We start from the raw sequence: 21,560 nt of genomic DNA on the forward strand, positions 1-21,560 counted from the left end.
AGTCTGCACCCGGCCACCGACAGCGGCCGGTCAGCCGATCCGGTGTCCCGGGCAGTCGATCGGCATCGATCAACGGGCGTATTCAAAGGGTGGCTACTTGATCGTAGGAGGCCGAAAGGGGTTGACTTCCACCTCTGCCACCGCACGCGAGAGGCAATACGTGGCCACCGAGCACCTGTCACCGCTCGACCTCGCCTTCTGGCGGATCGAATCCGCCGCCCACCCCATGCACCTCGGAGCCCTCGCGGTCTTCGACGCCGCCCCGCAGGGCGCGCCCGGATCCGGGCCGGGCCCCGACGCGGACCCGGACCCCGCCGTCCGCGCCGCCGCACTGCTCACCGCCCGCTGCGCCACCGTCCCCGGCCTGCGCCGCCGCATCCACGACGTGCTGCTGCCGATCGGCGCGGCGGCCTGGTCGCCCGACGCGGACTTCGACGCCGCCCGGCACGTGTTCCTCGTCCGCACCCCCGATCCCCGGGCCGCCGCCGGGCCCCTCATGGCGCGGCCGCTGGACCGCGGCCGGCCGCCCTGGGAGGCGCACGTCCTGGCCGGGCCCGATCCGAGCTCCTTCGCGGTGCTCTTCAAGTTCCACCACGCCCTCGCCGACGGACTCGGGGCCCTCGCGCTGGCCGCCATGCTCTTCGACGAGGGCCCGACCGCGCGGGGTCCCGCGCGCCCGGCCCCGGAGCCGCAGCCCACGGCCGCCGGCTCCGCCCTGCGCAGCCTGCCCGGCATGCTGGCCGCCCGGGTCCAGGACGTCGGCCAGGCCCTGGAGATCGGCGCCTCCGTGGCCCGCGCCGGACTGCCCCTCGGGGTCCCGGCGGCCCTGACGGCCGCCCCGGCGCGGACCGGCACCCGCGCGGTCGCCGGCCTCGCGCTCGACCTCGACGACGTCAACCGCATCCGGAAGGTGGCCGGGGGCACCGTCAACGACGTGCTGATCGCCCTCGTGGCCGGCGCCCTGCGGCGCTGGCTGCTGGGCCGCGGCGATCCGGAGCCCGAGGGGCCCGGCCCGCGCGCCCTGATACCGGTATCCCGCCGCCGGCCCGGCGGTGCGGCGAAGTACGGCAACCGGCTCTCCGGCTACCTGCTCCGGCTCCCGCTCGCGGAGCCGGACCCGCTGCTGCGCCTGGACCGGGTGCGGCTCGGCATGGACCGCAACAAGGAGGCGGGACCCGCCCGGGGCGCCGGAGCCGTCGCCCTGCTCGCCGACCACGTCCACCCGCTCGGCCACCGGCTCGGCGGCCCCCTGGTCGCCCAGGCGGCCCGGATGCTCTTCGACATCCTGGTCACCAGCGTCCCGCTGCCCGGTTTCACCTTCTCGCTCGGCGGCAGCCGGGTCCGGGAGGTCTATCCGCTGGCCCCGCTCGCCCGAGGCCACTCCCTCGCGGTCGCGGTCTCCACGTACAAGGGCACGGTCCACTACGGCCTGGTCGCCGACGCGGCCGCGGTGCCGGACCTGGCGGCCCTCGCGGAGGCACTGCGCGCCGAGCTCGACGAGCTTGTACGAGAGGTCTCGTAGTACGGAAGGATTCGTAGTACGCTGACTCTCGTACAAGTCGCCGATCCGCGGCGTGCCCGGCCACCTCCGGAGAGTCCTTCATGAGTGCTGCCCCCATGGCCCCCACCGACCCCGCCACCCACGCCGAGGCCCTCTTCGCGCCCTTCACCCTGCGCTCGGTCACCGTGCCGAACCGGGTCTGGATGGCGCCGATGTGCCAGTACGTGGCAGAGGCCTCGGGTCCGGACGCGGGCGTGGCCCACGCCTGGCACTTCGCCCACTACGCGGCCCGCGCGGTGGGCGGTACCGGGCTGATCCTCCAGGAGGCCACCGCCGTTTCCCCGGAGGGCCGGATCTCCCCGTACGACCTCGGCATCTGGAACGACGCGCAGGCCGAGGCGCTGCGCCCGATCACCTCCTTCATCAAGGCCCAGGGCGCCGTCCCGGGCATCCAGATCGCCCACGCCGGCCGCAAGGCCTCGACCGGCCGGCCCTGGGAGGGCGGCGGATACGTCGGTCCCGAGGCGGGCGGCTGGCTGCCGAGCGCCCCGAGCCCGGTGCCGTTCGCCGAGGGCGACCCGGTGCCGCACGAGCTGACGACCGCCGAGATCCACGAGATCACCGGCCGGTTCGCGGACGCCGCGCGGCGCGCGCTGGCCGCCGGCTACGAGGTCGTCGAGATCCACGGCGCCCACGGCTACCTCATCGGCCAGTTCCTCTCCTCGCAGATCAACCGGCGCACCGACGCGTACGGCGGCTCCTTCGAGAACCGGGTCCGCTTCGCCCTCGAAGTCGTCGACGCCGTACGGGCGGTCTGGCCCGAGGAGCTCCCGCTGTTCTTCCGGATCTCCGCCACCGACTGGCTGGAGGAGACCGGCTGGACCTCCGAGGACACGGTCCGGCTGGCCGCACTGCTCCAGGAGCGCGGGGTGGACCTCCTGGACGTGTCCACCGGCGGCATGGCCCCCAAGGCGGACATCCCGGCCGCGCCCGGATTCCAGGTGCCGTTCGCGGCCGAGGTCAAGGCCCGCACCGGCCTCCCGGTGGCCGCCGTCGGGCTGATCACCGAGCCGGCGCAGGCCGGCGGAATCCTGGCCGACGGGCAGGCGGACGCGGTCCTGCTGGGCCGCGAGCTGCTGCGCGACCCGTACTGGGCGCGCACCGCGGCCGCCGCCCTGGGCGCCGAACGCGGCCTCGAAGCGGGCGCCGGGGTGCGGGTGCCCGTCTCGTACCACCGGGCCTGGTAGCCGGGCCCGTTGCCGGTCCTTCCGGTGGCGGTCGATGTACTACGGTGGCTCTCGTACAAGCAGGGGAGCCGGGCGAGACGAGGGCAGACGTGACGGATACGGCCACCACCCGCGCGCTCGCGCATCCCGGCCCCGCCGAGATCCGGCTCGAAGCGGTGCTGCACGCGCTGTCGGACCCGATCCGGCTGTCCATCGTGCGGGACCTCGCGGCCACGCCGGACGAGCTGGCGTGCTCGTACTTCGACCTGCCGGTCACCAAGTCGACGACCACGCACCACTTCCGCGTCCTGCGGGAGGCCGGTGTGGTCCGCCAGACCTACCGGGGGACGGCGAAGATGAACGGCCTGCGCGGCGAGGAGCTGGAGGGCCTGTTCCCGGGGCTGCTCGACAGCGTGCTCGCGGCGGCCGCCGCTGAAGAGGCCCGCGGGGCCGGCCGGTAGGTCTCCGCGAGCAGCGGCCCGGGCCGGATCAGGCGCCCGCCGAGTTCGCCGCGGCCGGGCGAGCATCGGCCGTGATCAGGCGCCCGCCGCCGCGGCCAGCAGGCCCGGCCAGTCCGGGATCTTCACCGAGCGGCGGCCCAGCGAGCGCCCGAGATCGGCCTCCGCCGTCTCGATCGCCAGCCAGCCCGGCCACTCCACCGGGTGCAGCCCCGCCGCCCGCAGCGCGTCCAGCGGGTCGCCGGGCAGCTCCCGCCGGGCCAGCGCCGGCGCGTCCTGGAGCAGTGAGGACGCCGTCTCCTTGGCGCAGGGCCGGTTGGTGCCGATCACCCCGGTCGGGCCGCGCTTGATCCAGCCCGCCACGTACTCGCCCACCGAGGCCCGGCCCTCGCGCAGCACCCGGCCCGCGGCGTGCGGGACGGTGGCCCTGACCGGGTCGAACGGCAGGCCGGGCAGCGGAACCCCCTGGTAGCCCACCGAGCGCAGCACCAGCTGCGCCTCGACGTCCTCGTACGCGCCCGTCCCGGTGACCCCGCCCCGGCCGTCCGGGGCGGTCCGCTCGAAGCGCATCCCGGCGACCCGGCCGCCGGGGCCGGCCAGCACCTCCACCGGGCGCAGGTAGAACCGCAGGTCGATCCGGCGCCGCGCCGCGTCCGGGTCCTGCCCGGCCCAGCCGCGCAGCACCTCCAGGTTGCGCCGGGCCACCGCGGGCAGCGCGGCGGCCGCCTCCTGGTCGGCGTACGCGGGGTCGAGCGCCAGCTCGGCGGGGTCCACGACGGCGGCCACGCCCGGCAGCGTGCCCAGCTCCCGCAGCTCCTTGGTGGTGAACTTGCCCTGCGAGGGCCCCCGTCGGGCCACCATCGACACCGACTGCACCCCGCTGTCCGCGAGCGCGCCCAGGGCCGGCTGCGGCATGTCGGTCGGGGCCAGCTCCGGCTCGCCCCGGGCCAGCATGCGTGTCACGTCCACCGCGACGTTGCCCGCTCCGACGACCACCGCCGAGCCCACCCCGGGCAGGTCGAAGGCCTCGGCCACGGCGTCCGGATGTCCGCTGTACCAGGCGACGAAAGCCGTCGCGGAGTGCACCCCGGCCAGCTCCTCGCCGGGGATGCCGAGGAGCCGGTCACGTGCCGCGCCCACGCAGTACACCACCGCGTGGTACAGCTCCAGCAGCCGTGCGGTGGTGAGCCGCTCCCCGCCGACCTCGACGTTTCCGAGGAAGCGGATCCGTTCGTCCTCCAGCACGGTGCGCAGGCTGCCCTGGAGCGATTTGATCTTCTCGTGGTCGGGGGCCACCCCGTAGCGCACCAGCCCGTACGGCGCCGGCAGCCGGTCCAGTACGTCGACGCGCACGCCGGGCACCTCACGCTGCTGTACGAGCGTCTGAGCGGCGTAGACCCCGCTGGGGCCCGAACCGACGACGGCGACACGAAGCACGGCGGAGCTCCTCCCGCAGGTGCTCCCAGCATGCCACCGGGTCCGGCGGCCGTCAGCCCATCGCGCGCATCCGGTGGATCTCGGCGGTCTGGGTGGCCACCACCTCGTTGGCCATTTCCTCCACCGCGCCGTTGTTCCCGGCGGCCAGCGCCTCGCCCGCCATCTTCACGGCGCCCTCGTGGTGGGCGGTCATCAGGGTGAGGAAGAGCCTGTCGAATTCGGGGCCCCTGGCCGCGGTGAGCCGGCTCAGCTGCGCCTCGGTCGCCATGCCGGGCATCGCGCCGTGGTCGTGGCCGCCCTCCGGGGCCCCAGAGGGCGCGGGGTAGCGGGCCAACCACTTCTCCATGGCGCCGATTTCGGGCTTCTGGGCGGCCGAGATGCGCTCGGCGAGCCGTTTGACCCCGTCCGCCGAGGCCCTCTCCGGGGCCAGCGCGCTCATGGTGAGGGCCTGCCGGTGGTGTTCGACCATGTGCCGCACGTAGGCCCGGTCGGCCGCGTTGGGGCGGTCGTCGGGCTGCGCCTTCGCGGCTTCCCCGGGGGAGAGGGTGCGGGCCTTCTCGCCCGGTCTGCCGGGGGCGATGACCGCCGCGCCGCCGTTCTCCGACCCGCCGCCGCCGTCCCCGCCGTCGCAGCCCGCCAGGGCGAGCAGGATCCCGGCGGCCACGGCCGCCGCGGTCGTCCGGCCGAGTAACCCTTTTGCCATGTCCATGAAGGGAACATACTGCCGGGGTCCGCTCCGGTACCCCGGCGGGCACGTTCCCCTCACGAGCGCAACCGATCGGATCCCCCTGGGAGGGCGCAGTGACCTCGAAGCACACCACCCGAGTGCGGCACAGGAGCCTGGGAGCGGCCGTGGCCGCGGCCGGGCTGCTGACCACGCTGTTCGCGGCCGGTCCCGCGGCCGCCACCCCCGATCCGGGGGACTTATCGCCCGGCAGCGCCTCCGCGCGGGGGGCGGACCCGGCGCCGGGCGGCCGCGTACCGGCCCCCGGCGAGATCCCCGGCCAGGACGAGATCGTGCACAGCGCCAACGTCAGGCACCTGGCCAACGTCCCGAGCACCTATCCGGGCGTCATCAACACCGACCTGGCGTTCCAGGGCAAGTACGCCTACGCCGGCAACTACAACGGCTTCACCATCTACGACATCGGCAACCCGAAGGCCCCGAAGACCGTCAGCCAGGTGCTCTGCCCCGGAGGCCAGAACGACGTCTCCGTCCAGGGGGACCTGCTCTTCCTCTCCACCGACTCCTCGCGCAGCGACGACTCCTGCAACAGCGTCTCGCAGCCCGCGACCGAGAAGTCCTCGTGGGAGGGCATCAAGATCTTCGACATCAAGGACAAGAAGAACCCCAAGTACATCAAGTCCGTCGAGACCAACTGCGGCTCCCACACCCACACACTGGTGCCGGGTGAGCGCGACATCTACCTCTACGTGTCCTCGTACTCGCCCAACGAGGCGTTCCCTGACTGCCAACCGCCGCACGACGGCATCTCCGTGATCAAGGTCCCGAAGAAGCATCCGACGCAGGCGGCCGTCGTGGCCTTCCCCGTCCTCTTCCCGGACGGCGGCAACCCCGGCGGGCCCGCCAACCCCGGCGTCACCAAGACCACCGGCTGCCACGACATCACCGTGTTGCCGTCGAAGAAGCTGGCCGCCGGCGCCTGCATGGGCGACGGCATCCTCTTCGACATCAGCAAGCCCGAGCAGCCGCGGGTGATCGACCGGGTGCAGGACAACGTGAACTTCGCCTTCTGGCACTCGGCGACCTTCAACGAGAAGGCCGACAAGGTGGTGTTCACCGACGAGCTGGGCGGCGGGGGCGGAGCCACCTGCAACGAGGCCACCGGCCCGAACCGCGGGGCCGACGGCATCTACGACATCACCGGCCGAGGCGACCAGCGCAAACTCGTCTTCCGCAGCTACTTCAAGATCCCGCGCCTGCAGGCCGACACCGAGAACTGCGTGGCCCACAACGGCTCGCTGATCCCGGTCGGCGGCGGCCGCGACATCATGGTCCAGTCCTGGTACCAGGGCGGCGTCTCGGTGTGGGACTTCACCGACTCCGCCCGGCCCAAGGAGATCGGCTACTTCGAGCGCGGCCCGCTCACCACCGACCAGCTCGGACTCGGCGGGTCCTGGTCGGCCTACTACTACAACGGGTACGTCTACTCGAACGACATCGCCAAGGGGCTCGACGTGCTGCGGATCGACGACTGGCGCACCGAGAGCGCCAAGCGGGTGTGGATGGACCGGCTCAACGTCCAGACGCAGCCCGAATACCACTGACCCGGCGCACTAGCCCGCCGGGGGACCCGCCGTGGGGAACGCCGCGCCGGGCGGCCCGCCCTCCGGCGGGAAGCCGAGTTCCCACTCCAGCCCGTACCGCTGGAACAGCTCCGCCCGCAGGCGTGCCATGGGCATCGGTGCCCCCGGCAGCAGGACGGCGACCACCGCGCCCATCAGCAGGGCCCGCAGCAGCGGGTAGTCGGTGTCCACGTCCGCCGATCCGTACCGCGTGACCGTGTCCCGGAGCAGCTCCGCCAGGCGCCGCTGCTCCGGGCACCGCACGAAGCCCTCGGCCTGGAGGATGCCCGCCATGTGGGTCCGCATCAGCAGCGGCTCGTCCCGGGCGAGCCCGAGGATCGCGTCGATCGCGCGGGCGAGCCGCTCGCGGCCGTCGTCGCTGCGCGGCTCGCGCTCCAGGGCGGCGTCCAGCGTCAGGTGCATCAGCCGGTGCACCGCCGACTGGAGTAGCTGGCGCTTGCCCGGAAAGTAGTAGGAGACCAGGCCGCGGGCCGCGCCCGCCCTGTCGGCGATGTCGCCGAGCGTCGTGGCCTCGTAGCCGCGCTCGGCGACGAGTTCGACCGTGGCCTGGAGCAGCCGCTCCCGGGAACGTCTGCGCAATTCTTCATTGACCGATGCGCTGCGCGGGGACATGCTTACTCCTGCGTTGACTGGCTCCCAGCCAATATACTCAGCGCACGGGGTCGCCTGCTCTGGGTGACGCGGGGGATCACCCAGAGCAGGGACTTCCAAACCTCCGGGCAACAACCGGTTTCGGCCTCGCGGAGCGGGCCCGAGCGGGCGTGAGCGGGCCCGATGGATCGCGCGTGGACCCGGTGGGTCAGGCGAGCGCGCTCAGGCCCGGCATCAGGGCCACCACCAGTGGGACGGCCGGGACCAGTGTGGCCAGTGCCGTGAGCCGAAGCCGGCGGCCCGCCGACAGCCGCGGCGCCGCCGACAGCAGCCGCCGCACCCGCTCGGACACATGGGGCTGCGGGCTCGGGTAGGGCCCGAACACCCCCCGGTCCTCGTTGAGCCCGACCAGCGCCAGCGCGATCGTCAGTCTCCCGAACCGCCGCGAGGCCACGTCGTCGGCGGCCAGTTCGACGAGCCGGTGCATCTCCGCCTCGAACGCCGCGAACACCGGCACCTGCGGGAATCCCCCTGCCAGCGCCCTCGAGCAGTGCAGCAGCCAGTCGTGCCGGGCCTGCGCGTGCCCCTGCTCGTGCGCCAGTACGGCGTCCAGCTGGCTCCCCTTGAGCCGTCCGAGCGCGGCCGTGGTCACCACCAGCTGGGGGGCGGCGCCCGGCAGCCACCACGCGTCGGGCCGCTCCCCCTCCAGGACCACGAGCCGGGCCCCGGCCGGATCCTCGCCGGGCAGCAGCGGCGCCCGTACGAGCAGTTCGGCGCCCTGCGCCCGGCGCCGCGCGCGGGCCCGCAGCACCTCCCCGGTCAGCCGGGCCCCCGTCCACAGCCCGCCGCCGGCCAGCACCAGCGCGGTCCCCACGGCCCACGGGCCGCCGGTCGGACCCAGCGCGTACGCGTCGACCACCCCGTGCGGGGCCGCCGCGAAGAGCCGGCCCCGCACCGCCAGCCAGGCGGCGGCCGCGCTCAGCAGCATCGACAGGGCGAAGCACAGGAGCACCGCGCCCACCACGCACTGCCACACCCACAGGGCGACGACGGGCTCCCGCTCGGGCCATTCGGCCCGGGCCAGCAGACGGGGAGCGAGCACCGCGGTCAGTGCGCCGAGCAACAGGAGTGCGGCGGGGACCATCATGTCCGCCAGCCTATGAGCGCGGGGCTACCTGCCGGTACGGCCTTTCGGGATTGGTGACGCAGGACACGTTTGTCCACCCGGGCCCGGATCTTCACAGACTCAGGAGCATCGCCAACATCCCGATCCCCATGGCGAGTCGGCACGCCCGCGTCAGATCCCCGGGCCTGGTGGACGGCCCGCCCGCGACCGGCTGCGCACCCCCGCCCGCCGTCACCAGCCGGGCCCCGCCGAGCAGCACGTACCCCGCGAAGTAGAGGAGCAGCGCCCCGGTGACGAGCGGCGGCCCGCCGCCGTGCCCGTGCCCGCCCCCGCCGGTCATCGTCAGCGCCATGTACGCCATGGCCAGCGAGCCGACCAGGTGGTGCGCGTGGTGCGCCCCGCCCCGCAGCAGCCACAGGGCGTGCAGCACGGCCCCGCAGAAGACGGCCAGCAGGACCGCGGGCCCCCACGGGCCGATGCCCGGGGGCACGGCCATCACCGCCATCCCGAAGCCCATCAGCGCCTCGCCCGCCGCCCCGCCGCGGGCCTCCCGCTCCGATCTGCGCGCCCGCGACAGGCAGTACGCGCCGCTCACCGCGCACAGCAGGACGAGCAGCCACGCGGAGAGGGAAGCGGGAAGGGACATGGCGGGACCGTGCACGGCGGAACCTCCCGGTTCGTCGGCGTCACGGGAAGAGATGCCCCGGCCCGGACGCCCGCACGCCGCCCCGGGTTAGGCTCTCCTTGCCGCACCGGGCATGTCATATGCCGCTGAGCTGAACGGAGCCCCCCGATGTCGACCGCCCACCCCACCGCCCTGAACTTCCGCAGTGCCGTGGAGGCGGACGTACCGGAGCTGGTGGCTCTCGTCGAGTCCGCCTACCGCGGAGACGCCAGCCGGGCCGGCTGGACCACCGAGGCCGACGTCCTGGACGGGCAGCGCACCGACCCCGAGGGCGTCCGCGCGGTCATCGACGGGGCCGACGGCGTCCTGCTCGTCGTCGAGCGCGGCGGCGAGCTCGTCGCCTGCTGCCAGCTCGAACACCGCGGCGACCACGTCTACTTCGGGATGTTCGCGGTCCGCCCGGGGCTGCAGGGCGCAGGCCTCGGCAAGGAGATCCTCGCCGAGGCCGAGCGCCGCGCCCGCGAGACGTGGGGCGCCAAGGAGATGCGGATGACGGTGGTGAACGTACGGGAGGAGCTCATCGCGTACTACGTGCGCCGCGGCTACCGCCGCACCGGCGAGCTGAGCCCCTTCCCCTACGGCGACGAGCGCTTCGGCGTCCCGCTCCGCGACGACCTGGCCTTCGAGCTGCTGGTCAAGACGCTGTAGCGCGGAGCGGGAAACCGGGACCCAGGCACCGGAGCCGGGATGCCGGGTCACCGGATCCCGGCGCCGGGCGCGGCCGTCACGCCAGGAACCGGCCCGTGCTGCGGATCTCCGGGAAGTCCGTGGCCGCGCCGTCCAGTTCGAGGGCCCGGGCCAGCCGCAGCTGCTGCAGGGTGTTGACGGTCCAGCCGGTCACCCGCAGCCCGGCCGCGTGGACCGACTCCACCATGGCCAGGGTGAGCTCTCGGATGCCGAGGGCGACCGTGTTCGCCCCCACGGCGAGCGCCCGGTCCTCGACGGACCTCGGGTGGGTCATGCGCAGGTCCGCGTACAGGGTGGTCCGTACGCCGGGCAGCAGCCGGGCCGTTCCGGCGAGCACCGCGTCGTCGAAGGAGGCCACCTCCACCCGCCCGCTCAGGTCGCGGCGCCGGACCAGCTCCGCGAGCGCCGCGGCGGTCGGCCCGTCCTGCACCGACACCTGGAGCGGGGTCCGGACGGCGTCCAGGACCTCCTCGAAGACCGGCACGCGCTCACCGTGGCCGGCGTCCAGTTCGCGCAGCGCGGCCAGGGTCAGATCGGCGACGGCTCCGGAGCCGTCGGTGGTGCGGTCCACCTCGGCGTCGTGCAGGACGACGAGCACGCCGTCCTTGCTCAGCTGCAGATCCAGCGCGATGACGTCCATTCCGGAACGTTCCGCGCGGACGAACGACCGCAAGGTGTTCTCCGGTTCGACACCCATGACCCCGCGGTGACCGATGGTGAGGAAAGTCAAGGTTCTCTCGCTTCCGTCGACGGCGGCTCCCCGCACGGTCGCGGCGTCCCTACCGGCCGGGCGGTGAGGACGCATGCTAGTGCGCCGGGGATGCGATGGGACCGCCCGTGCAGCGCCCGGAACGGGGCCTTCGGCCGGTTCCCGCCAGGGTCGTGCGCCGCCGCGCGCGCCGCGGGGGCCCTGCCGCGTCACCCGGGCGTGGGCGCGTCCCCACGGCCTTGACGATCCGCGGCCGGGCGGCCGGCCGGGGCTCCCCCGGGGGCTCCCTCCCGGGCTTCCGCGCCGGCCGCGGCCAGCTCCGCCAGATCGGCCAGCAGGGCTTCGCCGAGCTCCAGTTCGGCCAGGTGCTGCCGCTCGCTCCAGCGCAGTGCGAGCGCGGGGAAGGCCCACTCCGCCACCTCGCCCGCCCGCGCCATGGCCTCCCGCACGGCGGCCAGTTCGCCCCGGGTGCGCTCCAGGTGCCCGTCGACCATCGCGCGCAGCAACTCGGGTTCGGCGAGATGGCCGAGCCAGATCCGCAGCAGCAGCCCGTGCTTGAGCACCGGGGGTCCGGCCTCCGCCGTGTCCGAGGCCCAGCCGGCGAGGGCGGCGCGGCCGGTGTCGGTGATGGCGTAGCGGCGCTTGGCCCGGGCCTCTTCGGGCCCCGAGCGCGCGGAGGCCGCGTACCCGAGCCCCTCCAGCCGGCGCAGTTCGGCGTAGATCTGGCTGATGGCGGGGGACCAGTAGAAGAAGCGCAGGGAGGAGTCCGCCCACTTCTTCAGCTCGTACCCGGTGCGCTCCCCGGGGAAGGACAGCATCCCGAGCACCGCCCACGCGGTCGCCGGCAGGTCTTGCTTCTTCGACGTCTGACTACTAGTCATATGGCGAATTGAAGTAAGGCCGGGCACGGGACGCAACCCTGGAGGCATCGTGAAATTCTCCGTGATCTTCGAAGCTCAGCTCGCCGACCCGACCGTGGAGAGGGAGCACCAGGTCATCCGCGACTGCGTGGAGCAGGCCGTGCTCGCCGAACGGATGGGATTCGACCGGATCTGGGCCGTCGAGCACCACGCGCTGAAGTGGTACGCGCACATGTCCGCCCCGGAGATCTTCCTGACCTGGGTCGCGGCCCGGACGCACACCATACGCATCGGCCACGGGGTCGTCTGCATGCCCTTCAACTTCAACCACCCGGTCCGCGTCGCCGAGCGCGCCGCGATGCTCGACCTGCTCTCCGGCGGCCGCCTCGACCTCGGCGCCGGGCGCGGCGGCACCGAACAGGAGACCTCCCTGTGCGGGGTCGACCGGGAGCGCACCACGCAGGAGGTGGAGGAGGCGCTGCGGATCATCGGCAGGGCATGGCAGGAGGAGGAGCTGGAGTACCACGGCGAGCTGATCGACATCGACCCGCACCCGATCCTGCCGCGGCCGCGGCAGACCCCGCATCCGCCGCTGTTCCTGGCGTGCAGCCGCGCCGAGACCCTCGTACAGGCCGCCGAGCTGGGTGTCGGTGCCCTGGTGATGGGCTTCGCCGGGCCGGAGTCCATCGCCACGATGCGGGCCGTGTACGACGGGGTGGTGGCCGGCCGGGACGGCGGGCGCCTCGTCTCCACCGCGGTCAACGACCACTTCTCGGTGCTCTGCCCGACCATCGTGCTCGACGATCCGGCCGAGGCGCGCCGGATCGGCATCCGCGGCCAGCGGTTCTTCGCGCAGTCCATCGGCCACTGGTACGGCGGCGCCGGCGTGCCGGACGAGGCGGTGGTCGCGGGCGCCGACGAGGCGGCGCAGATGCGCAGCGCGGCGGAGCAGGTGGTGGCCCGGCTGCACGAGCAGGCCATCCCGGTGCGTCCCACCGCGACGGCGACCTTCCACGCCGACCACGCGTACGGGAGCGCCGACGACGCCATCGCGTACGTACGGCGGCTCGAGGAGGCCGGTGCCGACGAGATCATGTGCCTGATCCAGATGGGCACGGTGCCTCAGGAGGCCTGTCTGGAGACGCTGCGCCAGTGGGGCGAAAAGGTCATTCCGTACTTCCGTACGCCTGAGTGACCGACGTCACCCGTCGGCCGCGCGGATGAGCGCCCGCGGGGCCGACGGGTGCGGGCGCCGGTGCGCGAAAGGGGCGAAGCGCTCGCCCGGACGGTGGACGGCGGGAAGAATTACGGTGTCCATAGGGGTCGCGCAGGACAATTTCCCGCACAGGCCCTTGAGCAGGAGAGGCTCGCACGCATACGCTGTGTTGACGCGAGGTTCTCCTGTGGAGGAAGTGACATGACGGAAATTCTTGTGCCGGGTTCTGGCGGTGCGGTGATAGCCGCCGGTGCGCGGGTGGTCGACCACCCGGCGTGGCCCGAGCTCAAGGCCGCCGTGGAGGAGATCCGCCCCTGGCAGGCCAAGGACGGTTCGATCGACTTCGAGGCCGCGGACGCCCCGGCTCCGACCGAGGTCGCGGCCGCCGTCGAGCGGGCGATCGCCGCCGTGGAGGTGCTGTCGCCGCTGCTGCCGCACGCCGCCGCCTACCACCGGGCGCTCGTCGCCGACCTGCGCAAGTGGGTCGCGGACGGCTTCAAGGTGCCGGACTTCCTGGACTCCCTGCTGGCCTTCCACCCGGCCGCCGAGCGCGCCGACGGGCTCCAGCACCTGGTCGTCTTCCCCATGTACACGCAGAACGGCAACCTCGACCGCAACTTCGAGGCCGTCGTCCTGAAGATGGTGTGGCCCGAGTGGCTCTCCGAGCTGGAGCGCACCCGGTACGACAACCCGCTCTTCCTCGGCATCACCTTCGAGGACTTCACCCCCGGTTACGACACGCACTCGGCCGTGCTCTTCCCGGAGACCATCGCCGTCCGCGAGGCCCCCGAGCGCTTCACCTGGGGCGGCATCTTCTGCGACCGCGAGGCCGCCCGCTACCGCAAGGTCACCGAGGCCGCCGTCGACATCCTGGGCATCGAGCTGCCCGAGGACATCGCGCGCATGGTCGAGGACCAGGAGCGCTGCGAGAAGGCCTTCGTCCTGTGGGACATGGTCCACGACCGCACCCACAGCCACGGCGACCTGCCGTTCGACCCCTTCATGATCAAGCAGCGCCAGCCGTTCTGGATGTACGGCCTGGAGGAGCTGCGCTGCGACCTCACCGCCTTCAAGGAGGCCGTGAAGCTGGAGTCCGAGGGCAACGAGCACGGCCGTGACGTGCAGTACGCCGTCCTCTTCGACCGGATGTTCCGCTTCCCGGTCTCGGGCGACCGCAACCGCAACTACGACGGCCTCGGCGGCCAGCTGCTCTTCGCGTACCTCCACAAGCACGACGTCGTGCGCTGGACGGACAACAAGCTGAAGATCGACTGGATGCGCGCCCCGCAGGTCACCAACCAGCTGTGCGCCGAGATCGAGGACCTCTACCGGGCCGGCATCGACCGCCCGAAGCTCGTCCACTGGTTCAAGGCGTACGAGCTCGTCTCCACCTACCTGGCCCCGCACCCGGGCTCCAAGTGGGCCAAGGGCCCCGACGCCCTCGACCTCACGCAGCCGCCGCGCAAGCTCGTCGACGACGTGCTTCCCGACGAGTTTCCGCTGAGCATGTTCTACGAGGCCCTTGCCAAGAAGCTCAAGGGAGTGATCGCCTCCACGAAGGGCATCACTGCAGTGAACGCCGATTCGGCCGAGCGGGTCGCCGCGTGAGCGCTCGCCCACAGGAGGCTGCACAGATGAACAGCGCTGGGAAGTCCGGGAACGGCATGCTCCACGGTGCCGTGGTGGCGGTCGCCGGGGCCGGCGGCCCCGCCGGGCGCGCCGCCCTGCTCCGCCTCGCCGAGGCCGGTGCCGTCGTCGTCGCGGCGGACGCCGACCCGTCGCGCCTCGCGGAGTCCGTGGACGCGGCCCGCTACGCCCACGGCGGCGCCACCGTCACCGGTGACACCGTCGACCTGCTCGACCTGGAGGCCACCAAGGCCTGGGCCGAGCGCACGGAGAAGGAGTTCGGCCGGATCGACGGGGTCGTCCACCTCGTCGGCGGCTGGCGCGGCAGCAAGACCTTCACCGACGTGGACCTCGCGGACTGGGACTTCCTGGAGAAGCTCCTGATCCGCACCGTCCAGCACACCTCGCTCGCCTTCCACGACGGGCTGCTGCGCAGTGACCGCGGCCGCTACGTCCTGATCAGCCAGTCCGGCGCGCACAAGCCGGTCGCCAACAACGCCGCGTACAACGCGGGCAAGGCGGCCGCCGAGGCCTGGACGCTGGCCCTCGCCGACTCCTTCCGCAAGGCGGGGGGCGAGGACGGCCCGGGCGCCGCGGCTGCGATCCTGGTGATCAAGGCACTGGTGCACGACGCCATGCGCGCCGAGCGCCCCAATGCGAAGTTCGCGGGCTTCACCGACGTCAAGGAGCTGGCCGAGGCCATCGCCGGCGTCTGGGAGCGGCCCGCCATCGATGTGAACGGACAGCGTCTGTGGCTCACTCCGCAACCGTGAAAACCGATGCCCGCCGCCACCACGATCCGGCGGTGCGCGGATTCGCGAGCGACAACTACGCGGGGGTCCATCCGGAGATCCTGGAGGCCCTCGCCCTGGCCAACGGCGGCCACCAGGTCGCCTACGGCGAGGACGAGTACACCGAGCACCTGCAGAAGATCATCCGCAGTCACTTCGGCCCGTACGCGGAGGCCTTCCCGGTCTTCAACGGCACCGGCGCGAACGTCACGGCCCTCCAGGCCCTGACGGACCGCTGGGGCGCGGTGATCTGCGCGGAGTCGGCGCACATCAACGTCGACGAGGGCGGCGCCCCGGAGCGGATGGCCGGGCTCAAGCTGCTCACCGTCCCGACCCCGGACGGCAAGCTCACCCCCGAGCTCATCGACCGGCAGGCCTGGGGCTGGGAGGACGAACACCGGGCGATGCCGCAGGTCGTCTCGATCACCCAGAACACCGAGCTCGGCACGGTCTACACGCCGGACGAGATCCGGGCGATCTGCGAGCACGCGCACTCCCACGGCATGAAGGTCCACCTCGACGGGGCCCGGATAGCCAACGCCGCGGCCTCGCTCGACGTGCCGATGCGCACGTTCACCAACACGGTGGGCGTGGACGTGCTGTCCTACGGCGGCACCAAGAACGGCATGATGTTCGGCGAGGCCGTGGTGGTCGTCAACCCGGACGCGGTCCGGCAGATGAAGCACATCCGCAAGATGTCGATGCAGCTCGCGTCCAAGATGCGGTTCGTGTCGGTGCAGCTGGAAGCGCTGCTCGCCAAGGACCTGTGGCTGCGCAACGCGCAGCACTCGAACGCGATGGCGCAGCGGCTGGCGGCGGGCGTGCGCGAGACCGACGGTGTGGAGATCCTCTACCCGGTGCAGGCCAACGCGGTGTTCGCGAAGCTGCCGCAGGAGGTGACGCGGCGGCTGCAGCAGCGCTACCGCTTCTACTTCTGGGACGAGGCCGCGGGCCACGTGCGCTGGATGTGCGGCTTCGACACCCAGGAGGAAGACGTCGACGGCTTCCTCCAGGCGCTGAAGGAAGAGCTGTCCCGCTGAAGATCTGAATAGATATACCCCCGACCGTAAATCTATTGATTCACGGTCGGGGGTATGCCTATGCTCCGGGCCATGCAGCTGATCCCGCAAAGCCCGGAGATTCACGCCTATCTGGCGGCCGATGAAGTCATAGATCACGGCCACCCGCTCGTGGGCGAGACCGCCGACGCCCTCTGGACCTCCACCGGCGACGCATACTCATACGCCAAGGTCGCCTTCGAGTTCGTCCGTGACGCGATCCCGCACTCCGCCGACTCGGGGGACCCGCGCGTCTCCTGGCGCGCCTCGGACGTGCTGCGCACCCGCAACGGCATCTGCTACGCCAAGTCCCATGCGCTGGTCGCCCTGTTGAGGGCTCGCGGCATCCCGGCGGGCCTCTGCTACCAGCGGCTCACCGATGACGACGGCTCGAACCCCGTCGTGCACGGGCTGATCGCCCTCCGGCTGCCGGGCGCGGCGGACTGGGCCCGCCAGGATCCGCGGGGCAACAAGCCGGGTGTGGACGCGCGGTTCTCCCTCGATGCCGAGCGGCTCGCCTTCCCCGTACGCCCCGAGCTCGGCGAGGTCGACCACCCCGAGCTGTACGCCACCCCGCATCCGGCCGTGCTGGGAGCCCTGCGGGAGTCCGCCGACGGGCCGGCGCTCCGGCGCAACCTCCCTGCGGAGATAGGAAAGTTTCCTGTCGGATAACGTTGTCAACTTGGCATGCCCATGGGTACTTTCGGCGGCAGACCATCCCCGTTCCCCCCACCCCCGAACGGAAGGTGCTCCATGCCCCACGGAGTTCCCGCCGGACTCGCCGCCCTCGCACTCGGCGTGACCGCGGCCCTGGCCCTCACCCCCACCGCCCGGGCCGGACCCCGGCCGGCTCCCGCGCCCGCCCCGGCCGCGGCCGCCGCCCCCGCGCAGTTCGCCCACCCCGGAGTCCTCAACAGCCGGGCCCAGCTGGACTTCGTACGCACCAAGGTGCGGGCGGGGGAGCAGCCGTGGAAGTCGGCGTTCGACGCCATGCTCGCGAGCCCGTACGGCTCGCAGTCGCGCACGCCCAAGCCGCGCGCCGTCGTCGAGTGCGGCTCGTACTCGAACCCGGACAACGGCTGTTCCGAGGAGCGCGAGGACGCCATCGCCGCGTACACCGACGCCCTCGCCTGGTACGTCACCCGGGACGCCGAGTACGCGAAGAAGTCGATCGAGCTGATGGACGCCTGGTCCGCGAAGATCAAGGACCATACCAACAGCAACGCCCCGCTGCAGAGCGGCTGGGCGGGCTCCACCTGGCCGCGTGCCGCCGAGATCATCAAGCACACGTACACCGGCGGCTGGCCGAACCAGGGGCGCTTCGCCACCATGCTCCGCGACGTCTACCTGCCCGAGGTCGTCAACGGGAAGCCGAACAGCAACGGCAACTGGGAACTGATCATGATGGACGCCGCCATCGGCATCTCGGTCCATCTCGACGACCGTGCGAGCTACGACAAGGCGATGGCGATCTACCTCGGCCGGGTCCCGGCGTACTTCTACCTCGCCTCCGACGGGGCGCAGCCCGCCTACCCGCCGCGCTCCACCATCGACACCAGGAGCGAGCTGGTCGAGTACTGGCACGGCCAGAGCACCTTCGTGGACGGCTTGGCCCAGGAGACCTGCCGGGACTTCGGCCACACCGGCATGGTGATCGCCGCGACCATGCACGTGGCCGAGACCTCACGGATCCAGGGGCGCGACCTGTACCCGCAGTTCAAGGAACGCTTCCGGTACGCGCTCGGTTTCCACGCCCTGTACGAGCTCGGCGCGCAGGTGCCCGCGTGGCTGTGCGGCGGGAGCCTGGCGAAGGGCATCGGGCCGTCCACCGAGGTCGGCTACAACGCCCTGCACACGCGCCTGGGCGTCAGCATGGAGAACACCCGCAAGCTCACCGAGGGGCGGCGTCCGGCGGGCACCGAGAACCACTTCGAGGCGTGGGAGACGCTGACCCACGCCGAGAACCCCCACTGACCGCCGGGCGGGCGGGGCGCCACGGGCACGACACCGCGGCCCCGCCGTGAACAGCGGGGCCGCACGATCACCCGGACCGGTGGTACCCGATCAGCCCGCTTCCTTGACCTGGGCGGCCGTCGGCGCGGTTCCGCCCAGGTGCGCCGGCAGCCACCAGGTGTCCTCGGGGCCCTTGGGCTTGCCCGGGTAGGCGCTCTGCGCGGCGTCCAGCAGCTCCTGCACCCGCTCGCGCAGGCGGCGGGTGATGGCGCCTGCGTACTGGTCGGTGGGCGCCTCGATGGGCTCGCCGACCCGCATCGTCACGGGGATGTGGCTGCGCTTGAGGTTCTTCGGGCGGCCCTTGGTCCACAGCCGCTGGGTGCCCCACAGCGCCACCGGGATGAGCGGGACGCCGGCCTCCTGGGCCATGCGCGCGGCGCCCGACTTGAAGCTCTTGAGGGTGAACGACTGGGAGATCGTCGCCTCCGGGAACACGCCGATGATCTCGCCGGACCGCAGCGAGTCGAGGGCGTGCTGGTAGGCCGTCTCACCCTGCGTGCGGTCGACCGGGATGTGCTTCATCGCGCGCATCAGCGGGCCGGACACCTTGTGGCGGAAGACCGACTCCTTCGCCATGAAGCGGACCAGGCGCTTCTGCGGCCGCGCGGTCAGACCGGCGAAGATGAAGTCGAGGTAGCCGATGTGGTTCGACACGAGAACCGCCCCGCCCTTGCGCGGGATGTTCTCCGTGCCCTTCATGTCGATACGGATGTCCAGCGCCCGGAAGAGGGTGTGTGCGGCGCCGATCACCGGAGGGTAGACGAGCTCAGCCATGAGGGGGAGACCCCGCTTTCTGCCTGGGGAGGTGCTCCCGGCCGGAAGTTACGGCTGCGTAGGTACGCTGCCCTTGGGGATCGTGCCCCATACGAGAGCTGCTGGCCAGCCCAGACGACCGTGCCCGAGGAGATTCTCGTCACGCCGGGAATGCGGCGCGTAGCCGGGGCGCTCGGATCACCGTACGAGCGCAATTCAATGATGCGGCAACGAGGTCCGCGCGACGGGAGCAGTGTGCAAGGGGACGAGGAGGCGCAGGCCGCGGGCCTGGTACGGCTGGGCGCCGCCGAACTGGGCGCATCGCCCGGACGGCGGGCCAGCCTGGTGCAGTTCTCCAGCGCGTTCTGCCAGCCCTGCCGGGCCACCCGGCGGATCCTCGCCGACGTGGCGAGCCTGGTCGAGGGCGTCGAGCACATCGAGATCGATGCTGAAGCCCGTCTCGAGCTGGTGCGGGCCCTGGGCATCGAGAAGACGCCCACCGTGCTCGTCCTCGACGCCGGGGGCCGGATCGTGCGGCGCGCGGTGGGGATGCCGCGCAAGGCGGACGTGATCGCCGCCCTCGGCGCGGCGATATGAGGCGTTCGGCGGCCGGTTCAACGGCCGGTTCGGCGGCCCGCTCGACGGCCTGGCCGTCGGCCGGCGCCGGGACCGGTACGCCGGTGCACGCGCCCGCACGCAGCGTGACGCGCCTCGCATCTGCCCGATGCGGCTTGACTGTGTACACGGGAGATCGCCAGGCTGGCGGCATGCGGTATGAACTCCTGCTTTACGGGCGGGTCCACGTGGACCTCGTCCGCTACGCGAGCGCGCGTTGTCGGGGCCACTGAACGACCCCGGTCCCCGACCCGATCGACCTGATCCCACCGCGCCCGTGCCCGCCGCCCCGGCGGCAGAAGGAAGCACCTCCATGACGGCCCCGACCGCCCCCATCGTCCAGACCGCCACGCCGGGCTCGCCCGACCTGTTGCGCTCCGTCTTCCGCCGCCACGCCGCGGGCGTGGCCGTGATCACCGCCGAGGACGGCGGCAGTCCCGTCGGGTTCACCGCGACCTCGCTCAACTCGGTCTCCGCCGACCCTCCGCTGCTGTCGTTCACCATCGCCACGGGGGCCTCCAGCTGGCCCGCGATACGCGACTCCGAGCACCTCGGCGTCCACATACTCGGCGAGCACCAGCAGGACCTCGCGGGGCTGTTCGCCCGCAGCGGAGCCGACCGCTTCGGGCCCGGCACCGGCTGGGCCCCCGGCCCGTACGGGGTTCCGGTGCTGGACGGCGTACTGGCGTGGCTGGTGTGCCGGGTGGTGGCGCGCGTGCCCGCCGGGGCGCATCGGGTGATCATCGCGGAGGCGGTGGCCGGGGACCCGGCCGGGGAAGGCCGGCCGCTGCTGTACCACCAGGGTCGCTTCAACGCGTTGCGCGACTGAATCGTCCCTGCTGGGGCGGGTTCGTGCGGCGTTGGACAGATCACAGTTCACCGGCCTTGCCACCGTGGAGGACCCACGGTGTACTGACGAGTAACATTCCCTTCGGAGCGCGGGCCGCCCCGACCGGGATCCGCCCGACAAGGCGCCTATGCTGCCTGCACAAGGCGGTATCAGAAAAAAGACGATGCGGTAGGAGAGCCGGCGTGAGCCTGAGGATCGTTGTCTGTGTGAAGTACGTGCCCGACGCCACCGGCGACCGGCACTTCGCCGATGACCTGACGGTCGACCGCGACGACGTCGACGGTCTGCTGTCGGAGCTCGACGAGTACGCCGTCGAGCAGGCGCTGCAGATCGCCGAAGACGCCGACGACGCCGAGATCACCGTCCTGACGGTGGGCCCCGAGGACGCCAAGGACGCGCTGCGCAAGGCGCTGTCCATGGGTGCCGACAAGGCCATCCACGTCGAGGACGACGACCTGCACGGCAGCGACGTCATGGGCACCTCGCTGGTGCTCGCCAAGGCCATCGAGAAGGCCGGCTACGACCTGGTCATCACCGGTATGGCCTCGACCGACGGCACCATGGGCGTCCTCCCGGCGATCCTGGCCGAGCGCCTGGGCGTCCCGCAGGTCACCCTGCTCTCCGAGGTCAAGGTCGAGGACGGCACCGTGACGGGCCGCCGCGACGGCGACTCCGCGAGCGAGCAGCTGGAGGCCTCCCTCCCGGCGCTCGTCTCCGTGACGGACCAGTCGGGCGAGGCCCGCTACCCCTCCTTCAAGGGCATCATGGCCGCCAAGAAGAAGCCGGTGGAGTCCTGGGACCTGGAGGAGCTGGAGATCGAGTCGGACGAGGTCGGCCTCGAGGGTTCCTGGACCGCGGTCGACTCCGCGACGCAGCGCCCGGCCCGCACCGCCGGCACGATCGTCAAGGACGAGGGCGAGGGCGGCAAGGCGCTGGCCGAGTTCCTGGCCGGCCAGAAGTTCATCTAAGAGCTTCGGCCGAAACCCTCTCGATCGCCCCCTGACTACTTCGCATTCGCAGGAGCATTCCC

23 protein-coding genes are annotated in these 21,560 nt (G+C 72.4%); 15 read left to right on the plus strand and 8 right to left on the minus strand.

Annotation, left to right across the window (positions count from 1 at the left end):
- Positions 1–160: 160 nt before the first annotated feature.
- From ACFY1T_RS14820 to ACFY1T_RS14830, 3 genes are all read left to right on the plus strand, one after another.
- Positions 161–1,522 (plus strand): wax ester/triacylglycerol synthase family O-acyltransferase, encoded by a 1,362-nt coding sequence (locus tag ACFY1T_RS14820; protein WP_390788616.1) that lies wholly within the window; start codon positions 161–163, stop codon positions 1,520–1,522.
- An 80-nt stretch (positions 1,523–1,602) separates the two neighbouring features.
- A complete protein-coding gene (locus ACFY1T_RS14825) occupies positions 1,603–2,748 on the plus strand; it encodes an NADH:flavin oxidoreductase/NADH oxidase (RefSeq protein ID WP_390788455.1) in 1,146 nt (381 codons plus the stop codon).
- Positions 2,749–2,837: 89 nt separating this feature from the next.
- Complete coding sequence (locus ACFY1T_RS14830) at positions 2,838–3,188, plus strand: ArsR/SmtB family transcription factor (protein ID WP_390788456.1); 351 nt, start codon at positions 2,838–2,840, stop codon at positions 3,186–3,188.
- A gap of 75 nt (positions 3,189–3,263) precedes the next feature.
- Here ACFY1T_RS14830 and ACFY1T_RS14835 read toward each other — a convergent pair whose 3' ends face one another.
- Together ACFY1T_RS14835 and ACFY1T_RS14840 are read right to left on the minus strand one after the other, a co-directional pair.
- Complete coding sequence (locus tag ACFY1T_RS14835) at positions 3,264–4,622, minus strand: FAD-dependent oxidoreductase (protein ID WP_390788457.1); 1,359 nt, start codon at positions 4,620–4,622, stop codon at positions 3,264–3,266.
- Positions 4,623–4,674: 52 nt separating this feature from the next.
- Entirely contained in the window at positions 4,675–5,331 is a 657-nt protein-coding gene (locus ACFY1T_RS14840) for a DUF305 domain-containing protein (protein ID WP_390788458.1), read from the minus strand.
- Positions 5,332–5,423: 92 nt separating this feature from the next.
- On the opposite strand from ACFY1T_RS14840, the gene ACFY1T_RS14845 reads away from it, so the two are divergent.
- Positions 5,424–6,911 carry an LVIVD repeat-containing protein gene (locus tag ACFY1T_RS14845; protein ID WP_390788459.1) on the plus strand — a complete coding sequence of 496 codons (1,488 nt, stop codon included), beginning with the start codon at positions 5,424–5,426 and terminating at the stop codon, positions 6,909–6,911.
- A gap of 9 nt (positions 6,912–6,920) precedes the next feature.
- Here ACFY1T_RS14845 and ACFY1T_RS14850 read toward each other — a convergent pair whose 3' ends face one another.
- The 3 genes from ACFY1T_RS14850 to ACFY1T_RS14860 all read right to left on the minus strand — a co-directional run bounded on the left by ACFY1T_RS14850 (position 6,921) and on the right by ACFY1T_RS14860 (position 9,313).
- Complete coding sequence (locus tag ACFY1T_RS14850) at positions 6,921–7,562, minus strand: TetR/AcrR family transcriptional regulator (RefSeq protein ID WP_030860442.1); 642 nt, start codon at positions 7,560–7,562, stop codon at positions 6,921–6,923.
- Positions 7,563–7,749: 187 nt separating this feature from the next.
- The gene (locus ACFY1T_RS14855; protein ID WP_390788460.1) at positions 7,750–8,688 is read right to left on the minus strand and encodes a M56 family metallopeptidase; all 939 of its coding nucleotides are present in this window, start codon (positions 8,686–8,688) and stop codon (positions 7,750–7,752) included.
- 91 nt (positions 8,689–8,779) lie between these two features.
- On the minus strand, positions 8,780–9,313 hold the full coding sequence (locus ACFY1T_RS14860) for a DUF5134 domain-containing protein (protein ID WP_390788461.1): 534 nt from the start codon (positions 9,311–9,313) through the stop codon (positions 8,780–8,782).
- A gap of 147 nt (positions 9,314–9,460) precedes the next feature.
- Between ACFY1T_RS14860 and ACFY1T_RS14865 the strand changes: the two genes are divergently transcribed.
- On the plus strand, positions 9,461–10,000 hold the full coding sequence (locus ACFY1T_RS14865; protein WP_390788462.1) for a GNAT family N-acetyltransferase: 540 nt from the start codon (positions 9,461–9,463) through the stop codon (positions 9,998–10,000).
- A gap of 76 nt (positions 10,001–10,076) precedes the next feature.
- Here ACFY1T_RS14865 and ACFY1T_RS14870 read toward each other — a convergent pair whose 3' ends face one another.
- Positions 10,077–10,769 carry a glycerophosphodiester phosphodiesterase family protein gene (locus ACFY1T_RS14870; RefSeq protein ID WP_030860438.1) on the minus strand — a complete coding sequence of 231 codons (693 nt, stop codon included), beginning with the start codon at positions 10,767–10,769 and terminating at the stop codon, positions 10,077–10,079.
- Between the two features lie 188 nt (positions 10,770–10,957).
- Positions 10,958–11,629 carry a PadR family transcriptional regulator gene (locus tag ACFY1T_RS14875; RefSeq protein ID WP_390788463.1) on the minus strand — a complete coding sequence of 224 codons (672 nt, stop codon included), beginning with the start codon at positions 11,627–11,629 and terminating at the stop codon, positions 10,958–10,960.
- A 49-nt stretch (positions 11,630–11,678) separates the two neighbouring features.
- On the opposite strand from ACFY1T_RS14875, the gene ACFY1T_RS14880 reads away from it, so the two are divergent.
- The 6 genes from ACFY1T_RS14880 (at position 11,679) to ACFY1T_RS14905 (ending at position 18,273) form a co-directional block, all read left to right on the plus strand.
- Entirely contained in the window at positions 11,679–12,803 is a 1,125-nt protein-coding gene (locus tag ACFY1T_RS14880) for an LLM class flavin-dependent oxidoreductase (protein WP_390788464.1), read from the plus strand.
- 222 nt (positions 12,804–13,025) lie between these two features.
- The gene (locus tag ACFY1T_RS14885) at positions 13,026–14,432 is read left to right on the plus strand and encodes a DUF6421 family protein (RefSeq protein ID WP_390788465.1); all 1,407 of its coding nucleotides are present in this window, start codon (positions 13,026–13,028) and stop codon (positions 14,430–14,432) included.
- A gap of 26 nt (positions 14,433–14,458) precedes the next feature.
- Positions 14,459–15,223 (plus strand): SDR family NAD(P)-dependent oxidoreductase, encoded by a 765-nt coding sequence (locus tag ACFY1T_RS14890; RefSeq protein ID WP_390788466.1) that lies wholly within the window; start codon positions 14,459–14,461, stop codon positions 15,221–15,223.
- Positions 15,220–16,281 (plus strand): low specificity L-threonine aldolase, encoded by a 1,062-nt coding sequence (locus tag ACFY1T_RS14895; protein ID WP_030860423.1) that lies wholly within the window; start codon positions 15,220–15,222, stop codon positions 16,279–16,281. Before ACFY1T_RS14890 ends, ACFY1T_RS14895 begins: the two co-directional genes overlap by 4 nt.
- Positions 16,282–16,353: 72 nt before the next feature.
- Positions 16,354–16,971 carry a transglutaminase family protein gene (locus tag ACFY1T_RS14900; protein ID WP_390788467.1) on the plus strand — a complete coding sequence of 206 codons (618 nt, stop codon included), beginning with the start codon at positions 16,354–16,356 and terminating at the stop codon, positions 16,969–16,971.
- A gap of 81 nt (positions 16,972–17,052) precedes the next feature.
- Complete coding sequence (locus ACFY1T_RS14905) at positions 17,053–18,273, plus strand: alginate lyase family protein (RefSeq protein WP_390788468.1); 1,221 nt, start codon at positions 17,053–17,055, stop codon at positions 18,271–18,273.
- Positions 18,274–18,363: 90 nt separating this feature from the next.
- Here ACFY1T_RS14905 and ACFY1T_RS14910 read toward each other — a convergent pair whose 3' ends face one another.
- Complete coding sequence (locus ACFY1T_RS14910) at positions 18,364–19,086, minus strand: 1-acyl-sn-glycerol-3-phosphate acyltransferase (RefSeq protein ID WP_030860417.1); 723 nt, start codon at positions 19,084–19,086, stop codon at positions 18,364–18,366.
- A 150-nt stretch (positions 19,087–19,236) separates the two neighbouring features.
- Between ACFY1T_RS14910 and ACFY1T_RS14915 the strand changes: the two genes are divergently transcribed.
- The 4 genes from ACFY1T_RS14915 (at position 19,237) to ACFY1T_RS14930 (ending at position 21,498) form a co-directional block, all read left to right on the plus strand.
- Positions 19,237–19,662 (plus strand): thioredoxin family protein, encoded by a 426-nt coding sequence (locus ACFY1T_RS14915; RefSeq protein ID WP_390788469.1) that lies wholly within the window; start codon positions 19,237–19,239, stop codon positions 19,660–19,662.
- A gap of 170 nt (positions 19,663–19,832) precedes the next feature.
- Positions 19,833–19,913 (plus strand): putative leader peptide, encoded by an 81-nt coding sequence (locus ACFY1T_RS14920; RefSeq protein ID WP_351040880.1) that lies wholly within the window; start codon positions 19,833–19,835, stop codon positions 19,911–19,913.
- Positions 19,914–19,993: 80 nt separating this feature from the next.
- Positions 19,994–20,509 (plus strand): flavin reductase family protein, encoded by a 516-nt coding sequence (locus tag ACFY1T_RS14925; RefSeq protein ID WP_051805146.1) that lies wholly within the window; start codon positions 19,994–19,996, stop codon positions 20,507–20,509.
- Positions 20,510–20,712: 203 nt separating this feature from the next.
- Positions 20,713–21,498, plus strand: a complete 786-nt coding sequence (locus ACFY1T_RS14930) for an electron transfer flavoprotein subunit beta/FixA family protein (protein ID WP_030161916.1) — start codon at positions 20,713–20,715, stop codon at positions 21,496–21,498.
- Positions 21,499–21,560 lie beyond the last annotated feature (62 nt).

Origin of the sequence: Streptomyces sp. NPDC001194 (assembly GCF_042896985.1) — a bacterium.
Taxonomy (GTDB): domain Bacteria; phylum Actinomycetota; class Actinomycetes; order Streptomycetales; family Streptomycetaceae; genus Streptomyces.